Annotated in this window: 7 protein-coding genes; 3 read left to right on the forward strand and 4 right to left on the reverse strand. The window is 64.2% G+C overall.

The annotated features are described in order from the left end of the window. From JOZ76_RS13760 to JOZ76_RS13770, 3 genes are all read left to right on the forward strand, one after another. The coding region (locus tag JOZ76_RS13760) for a hypothetical protein (RefSeq protein WP_291699174.1) at positions 1 to 271 on the forward strand (271 nt) is incomplete at its 5' end. Then, the gene (locus tag JOZ76_RS13765) at positions 268 to 513 is read left to right on the forward strand and encodes a hypothetical protein (RefSeq protein ID WP_291699175.1); all 246 of its coding nucleotides are present in this window, start codon (positions 268 to 270) and stop codon (positions 511 to 513) included. The genes JOZ76_RS13760 and JOZ76_RS13765, both read left to right, overlap by 4 nt. A 1,964-nt stretch (positions 514 to 2,477) precedes the next feature. Beyond that, a complete protein-coding gene (locus tag JOZ76_RS13770) occupies positions 2,478 to 2,756 on the forward strand; it encodes a hypothetical protein (RefSeq protein ID WP_291699176.1) in 279 nt (92 codons plus the stop codon). On the opposite strand, the gene JOZ76_RS13775 is transcribed toward JOZ76_RS13770, so the two are convergent. Genes JOZ76_RS13775 through JOZ76_RS13790 form a run of 4 tightly spaced genes read right to left on the reverse strand, consistent with a single transcriptional unit; the run spans position 2,729 to position 6,169 of the window. Next, positions 2,729 to 3,700, reverse strand: coding sequence for an ABC transporter ATP-binding protein (locus JOZ76_RS13775; RefSeq protein ID WP_291699177.1), 972 nt, complete (start codon positions 3,698 to 3,700; stop codon positions 2,729 to 2,731). The genes JOZ76_RS13770 and JOZ76_RS13775 overlap by 28 nt on opposite strands. Next, positions 3,697 to 4,704: an ABC transporter ATP-binding protein gene (locus tag JOZ76_RS13780; protein WP_291699178.1), complete on the reverse strand. Its 1,008-nt coding sequence runs from the start codon at positions 4,702 to 4,704 to the stop codon at positions 3,697 to 3,699. Before JOZ76_RS13780 ends, JOZ76_RS13775 begins: the two co-directional genes overlap by 4 nt. Beyond that, positions 4,701 to 5,570, reverse strand: coding sequence for an ABC transporter permease (locus tag JOZ76_RS13785; RefSeq protein WP_291699179.1), 870 nt, complete (start codon positions 5,568 to 5,570; stop codon positions 4,701 to 4,703). The genes JOZ76_RS13780 and JOZ76_RS13785 overlap by 4 nt, the downstream gene beginning before the upstream one ends. Continuing rightward, positions 5,567 to 6,169, reverse strand: a complete 603-nt coding sequence (locus tag JOZ76_RS13790; RefSeq protein WP_291699180.1) for an ABC transporter permease — start codon at positions 6,167 to 6,169, stop codon at positions 5,567 to 5,569. The genes JOZ76_RS13785 and JOZ76_RS13790 overlap by 4 nt, the downstream gene beginning before the upstream one ends. Positions 6,170 to 6,416 lie beyond the last annotated feature (247 nt).

Raw genomic sequence — 6,416 nt, forward strand, 5'->3', positions numbered from 1 at the left:
CCCGCTGGTCCGAACGGGCGGAGGTCCGGCGGTGAGCGTAGCGGACGAGATCGAAACCTCGGTAGCTCCCGCCGCCATAGAGCGAGCCATGGCCGTCTTCGAGAAGTTCAAGGAGCGCGATCGCGCCGAGCTCGTGCAGGCCCGCAAGGCGCTCACCGACCACATCTTCGGCCAGGTCGCCGCCGGTCAGACCGACGAGGAGCGGCTGGTCGTCTCCGGACTGACGCACCTCAAGTCGGTCGAGAGAATGACGCTGGCGGCCAAGCGATGAGGATCCGCTCCCATTCCGAAAGCCACGTCGTCGAGCTGGAAGACGGCTCGCGGTGGCAGATCTTCCCCGGAGATCTCGATCTGACCCTCGACTGGAAGCCCGAGACCCAGCTCGTCGTCGAGCCGATCGAGGACGACGTCAGCACCCATGCGCTGGTCGGCGCCGGCGCCAAGGTGCGCGCGATCCCCGAAGGCGAAAGCTGGCCGGTCGCGGAGGTCAAGTCGATCCTGAAGGAGGGCTAGACGCCACCGCGGCGTCGGATTTCATTCCGGCGAAGTCGCTCTTGCAGTTCGAATTCCGGAGTGCCAGGAGCCGGCTCCTTACCTGCCGGCACAGAGCTCGCAATTCCGCCCGGCGAATGACAACGATAGACGGCGACCGCCGTTGGGCCGGCCTGATTTCAAGATCGCGTGCGCGGTCCGGCTGCCGCGGTCGCGCCGCTTCCCGCAGCGCCTCGCGCTCGCGGCAGAGGTGGTCGAGCTTCGTCCGCAACCGCCGAGCAATCGCTTGCGAGTGGCGGCCTCGCAAACTCGCGCAGCCCAAGAAAGCGGCCAGCGATGCCCGCAGGGTAACGATGTAGTGAACGTCATTCGGCGCGCAAAATTGACCCGTGTTGCCTCATCTGAGGATGTCACTTCCGCTCGACGGATGTAGCTCAACCGTCGGCCGATCTAAGGTGGCGTTACTCCGCGCAGGATCCGAGGAAACTCGGCCCGTCGCGGAGCGCCCGGCCCTCAACACCATGATCCCGAATGGTGCCGGTTCCCAACCCGGGCCATGAGGTGGGATTACGTTCCGCCGCGCTGATGAGCTCAGGCCGAGCAAGCTTGCTGCGGCCACCTGAGCTGCCTCATCCGGAGGATTGGATGAGATATCGCAGGTTCGGCAGCCGTGGGCGAGCGACCCGAGACTAGGTGAGACGTACCGGACACATGGGTTACACTTTCCGCTTTTGTTCTGCAATCCGGCAGATGCCGCCGATTGGAACCATGAGGAGCGCCGCCGACGCTGGAATTAGCACCAGTGATCCGCGCGGCAAAATTGATCGTGAACGCCCGCGACTATCCCGGCCTTGACGTTACGGTCGAATACATCAAGCCGCTCCGGTTTCGGGGCGACAGCTTCGACGAACTGCCGCCTGCGATCGCAATGTTGAAGCCGGATGGCCAGCCGTGGACCGATCCTCCGCCGGGCGGCGTCTTCAACCCCGGACCGCACTCGTCCCAAGGAGGGCCGTTCGTCTGCATGCGCGGAGCACGCGAATACCATACGCATTCGGGCCACCTGAACGACAAGAATTGCGTCGGATCCTGCGCGCATAAGGGATGCAACTTTCGCTCTCGCCGTCCTGAAGATTGAACCTTGGCTGCCCGGAACGGACGAGCTGCCATACATCTGAATTCTAAGCCTGTCGGTCGACACCACCGGAATATCCTGTGCGGTCGCCCAAGTTGTTTTTCCGCAGGCGGCGGGCCAACCATCAGGTTGCACGCTCGAAGTGGATGGCGACTAAAAGCCGAGTTTACGACCAGAGACGAGGCAAAGGCGGGTGCGGAAGGGCTGAAACGCCGTTTTCCGATGCTTCGGGTCAGAATCTACGATGCACAGTCCATGGCTCGCGAAGAGGTGTCGCTCCAAAGAACTTAAGGCTTTTGAGCTGAGCTTTTGGCGCGTGCAGCAGAGGCCGCATCGGGCTCTCGTAAACAGAGCCGCGCAGCGTCTCGGCCCTCGGCTTTGATCCCGCGCACATCGGTGTGTCCCTCGCCGGAGGCACTCGGTGCCGGGTCCCGCCGCGTTCCGCGGCGGCGCGATGCTGACCTCCTGCGGGTGCCTTGGTAACCGGTCTCGGGACAGCAGTCGGTCCCGCGTTCTGCCTGAAGTGGCGCTATGCTGACGCTCCTGCGGCTGCCGCGTGTTTGCGGGCGTTGCTTTTCTTGCCTCCCGACGAGCGCAGCGTCGTCGCCGGATCATGGTTTGAAGTTGGTTGCGCCGGCAATTTGGTCCTTCGCGTTGGCTGGCGTCGAGTAGACGCTGTTCGACGCACGCGGTGGTGGCGTGGGCTGGCCATCCTGCGCAGGCGGAGCGACGCTGCTAAAAGAGGATCTTGCGACATTCCCGTGGGTGGCGGCGCCCCTCAACACACCTCGCGCATTCATCGAAGATCTGCTCGGCCGTTGCCGTGCGGCCGCAAATTGTGACACAGACCATGACGATGATATTGAGGGAACGCGACGGCCTGATATCGATGTTGCGCGCCCAGGCTGTGGTGGATGAATTTCACGGCGTTGGCGTATCCATTCTGCCGATCGAACTTGACGCAGCGGGATGTGTGCGTGGCATGACGATCGGCTCTGGATGGTTGCGGGCAGTTGTGCAGCATCGTTCCGGGCTTGCTGCGCCAGGAGTGGCGTCACCTGTCGCACAACATATCTGTCAGCAGCAGCCGTCAGCGCCAATTCACCTCGCCGGCCGCAGCGGAAAGTGACAAGCGACGAAATGGCCGGGCTCGGCTTCTCGCCATGCCGGTTCGAGTTCCTCGCAATGCGCTGCTGCGCGCGGACAGCGTGTCCGAAACCGGCAGCCACTCGGCGGATTCATGGGCGATGGCAATTCGCCAGCGAGCAGCGGTGGGGCAGCCGGGCGCCGGTCGGGGTCCATTACGGGAATGGCGGCGATCAGTGCCGCGGTGTAGGGGTGGAGCGGCGCCTGGTAGAGCCGCGCCGACGGCGCAAGCTCGCAGAACTGGCCGAGATACATCACGGCGACGCGGTCGCTGATGTTCTTGACGACCGCGAGATCATGGCTGATGAACAGCAGCGCCAGGCAGTAGCGCGCCTTCATATCCTCCAGTAGATTGAGGATTTGTGCACGTACCGAAACATCGAGCGCCGAGACTGGTTCGTCGCAGATGACGAGCTGCGGCTCCATGATGAGCGCGCGGGCGATAGCGATGCGCTGGCATTGGCCGCCGGAAAACTCGTGTGGGCGGCGGTCCATCACTCGATCGGGATCGAGGCTGACGGCCGCGAGCGCGATGCGCACGCGGCGCACGCGTTCCGGCGCGGTCACCACTCCGGCAATCGCCATCGGCTCGGCCACGATGTCGCGCACTTTGCGGCGGGGATTAAGCGAGGAAACCGGGTCCTGGAAGATCATGTGCAGCCGCATCCGTGCGCGACGCAGCGCCTCGCCGCCGAGGCTTGCGAGGTCGCGCCCCTCGAAGATGACCGTGCCGCCCGTCGGCGGCGGAAGCTGCATGATCGAACGCCCGACCGTCGACTTGCCGCAGCCGGATTCACCGACCAAACCAAGGGTTTCGCCTTTGTGAATGCTGAAGCTGATATTGGCGACGGCGCTGAGCTTGCGGCCGTGCGGCAGCCTGTAGGTCGCCGACAGATTTTCGACACTGAGGAGTTCGTCCGGCTTCATGGCAATATTCGGCCTGCGACAAGCGGATGCCAGCAGGCATAGAGATGCGTTCCGTCCGCATCGGCCGCCGATAATGCCGGCTTGTAGGAACGGCACATGTCGGTCGCGTAGTCGCAGCGCGGGCCGAAGCGACACCCGATCGCCGGCTGCAGCATGTCGGGCGGCCCGCCCGAGATCGCGCGCAGCCGCGTATGCGGCGGGTCGGACAGTTTCGGCGCGGAACGGATCAGGGCCCGGGTGTAGGGCATGTGGCAACCATGGAACAACGACCGCGTCGGGGCGCGTTCGACCATCTGCCCTGCGTACATCACGCCCACGAGATCCGTGTGCGCCGCGACCATACCCAGGTCGTGCGAGATCAGGATCATTGCCATATTGTGCGCGCGTTGCTGGCGCCGCAGCAGGTCGAGGATCTGCGCCTGGATGGTGACGTCGAGTGCGGTGGTCGGCTCGTCGGCGATCAGCAGTTTCGGCTCGCAGGCGATCGCGATGGCAATCGCGACCCGCTGGCGCATGCCGCCGGACAGCTGGTGCGGATAGTGGTTCAGGCGCTCCGCCGGCAAGGAAATTCCGACGGAGGCGAGCAGCTCGACCGACCGGATTTGCGCGGCGCGGCCACGCAGGCCGAGATGGCGCGTGAGTACCTCGCCGATCTGGGTGCCGATCCGCTTGACCGGATTGAGCGACGACATCGGATTCTGGAAAACCATGGCGATGTCCTTGCCGCGAACGTCGCGCATGTCAGTCTCGGACAGCGTCAACAAATCGCGGCCATCGAGTGCAATGCGGCCGGTCACGGTGGCGGAGCCGTCCCTGGTCAGAATGCGGATGATGGTCCGTGCCAGGACGCTCTTGCCGGAACCGGACTCGCCGACGATGCCGAGAGTCTGCCCCGGCTCGATCGAAAACGATACGCCGTCGACCGCCCGCACGATACCGCGCGCCGTATGGAAGTGCGTCGCAAGGTCGGTCACTTCAAGGACGGCGGTTGGCACTTCTGTCATAGCGCGCTGCCGCGGACATCGGCGCGCAGACGTTCACCGATCAGGTTGATGGACAGCAGCGTCAGGAACATCAGTGCAGAGGGGATGAAGGAGATGTAGGGCGACGTCGCGAGATCGCCCTGGCCGTCCGCGATCATGTTGCCCCATGTTGGCTGCGGTGGCGGCACGCTCAAACCGAGAAAGGACAGCACACCCTCCACGACGATGATGCGGGAGACCACGAGCAGCGCATAGATCAGCATGGGGATGATGACATTCGGCAGGACTTCGAGCCTCAGTACCCGCCAATGGGTCGCGCCCATGGCGCGCGCCGCCAGCACGAACTCGCGCTGGGCGAACACCAGCGCATTGGCGCGCGCGACGCGCATGAACGCCGGGATCGTGAGGACGCCGAGCAGGAAGATCAGGATCGCGGTGCTGGCGCCGAGATATGCCGTAACCGCAAGGGCGACCAGGATTCCGGGAAAGGCCAGGATCGCGTCCATAACTGCGACGATGATGGATTCGGTGCGGCCCCGGAAGTAGCCGGCGGCCAACCCAAGAGAAATGCCCACGCCAAGCCCGAAAGCCGGCGCGAGCAGCCCGACGGCGAGAGAAATCCGCGCGCCGAACACGCAGCGCGCGAAGATGTCGCGGCCGAGCTGGTCGGTGCCGAACCAGTAGGCTGCATCGGGCCAGCTGGAGATGGCGCTAAAATCGGAATCGATCGGACTACGCAGCGGCAGCAGGTTGGCGGTGGCGGCCAGCCCGACGACCAATGTGATCCAGGCCATAGGAATCCAGAAGCGTGCACCGAGACGATGGCGTGCGAGCGCAGGGGCTACCGGCGTCGCAGTTCGGACCTCGCCTTCAGCGGTCGCTCTCATCGGCGAACTCTGGGATCGAGCAGCGCGTAAAACAAATCGACGCTGAAATTGACAAGTACGTAACCGACGGAAATGATCGCGACACAACCCTGGACCAGCATCATGTCACGATTGTAGACGGCGCCTGTCAGCATGCGGCCTATTCCTGGCAGGCCGAAGATCGTCTCCACCACCAGCGCGCCTGCGATCGCTGCGGCGACCTGCAGCCCGGTGATCGTCACCAGGGTGAACGATGACGGCCGGAGCGCGTGCCGCAGCAGGATGAAGGCGGGACCAAGACCCTTGGCCCTGGCGAGCGCGATGTAATCCTGCTGCAGGGTCTGGATCATGTCGGCGCGCAGCACGGCGAACAGCGGCGGCCATTCCGACAAGCCGATCGCAAGCGCAGGTAGCGCCAGATGCGCGAGATTGCCGAGCGGGTCGGCCCGGAACGGTACGTAGCCGGTCGACGGCAGCCAGCGCAGCTTGAGGGCGAACAGGAACATCAACATAATGGCGGTGATGAATACCGGCGCCGCCAGCAGCAGCATCGCCGCCGAGCTGATTTCGCGCTCAGACAAGAGAATCGCAATATCGGCATGCCGCCACACCGTCGCCACGTCAGGCTGTGCTCGCCGCCAGCGTCGCCCCGCTCACGACGCTGAGCATGGTGACATTCAGATGTGGACAGCGAAGCTACCGACGCTCTCCTCAGTGTCGATGTCTCCTAGTCGCCATGTTCTGCTTTCCGACCGGGAGCATGGTTCATGTCCGATCTGCATCATCTGCCGCTACTCGGCCTGTTCGGCACCGGGTTCGTGCTTGAGCTTCTCTGGCGCGGGTTCCACGATTGACTGGACCAATGAC

It is taken from the genome of Bradyrhizobium sp., from assembly GCF_019244115.1.
In the GTDB taxonomy this organism is placed as follows: domain Bacteria; phylum Pseudomonadota; class Alphaproteobacteria; order Rhizobiales; family Xanthobacteraceae; genus Bradyrhizobium.

What these genes read in the sequence shown, in the direction of transcription:
- JOZ76_RS13780 (WP_291699178.1), bottom strand. Translation starts at nt 4,704, where the DNA reads ATGACAGAAGTGCCAACCGCCGTCCTTGAAGTGACCGACCTTGCGACG.
- JOZ76_RS13765 (WP_291699175.1), top strand. Translation starts at nt 268, where the DNA reads ATGAGGATCCGCTCCCATTCCGAAAGCCACGTCGTCGAGCTGGAAGAC.
- JOZ76_RS13775 (WP_291699177.1), bottom strand. Translation starts at nt 3,700, where the DNA reads ATGAAGCCGGACGAACTCCTCAGTGTCGAAAATCTGTCGGCGACCTAC.
- JOZ76_RS13770 (WP_291699176.1), top strand. Translation starts at nt 2,478, where the DNA reads ATGACGATGATATTGAGGGAACGCGACGGCCTGATATCGATGTTGCGC.
- JOZ76_RS13785 (WP_291699179.1), bottom strand. Translation starts at nt 5,570, where the DNA reads ATGAGAGCGACCGCTGAAGGCGAGGTCCGAACTGCGACGCCGGTAGCC.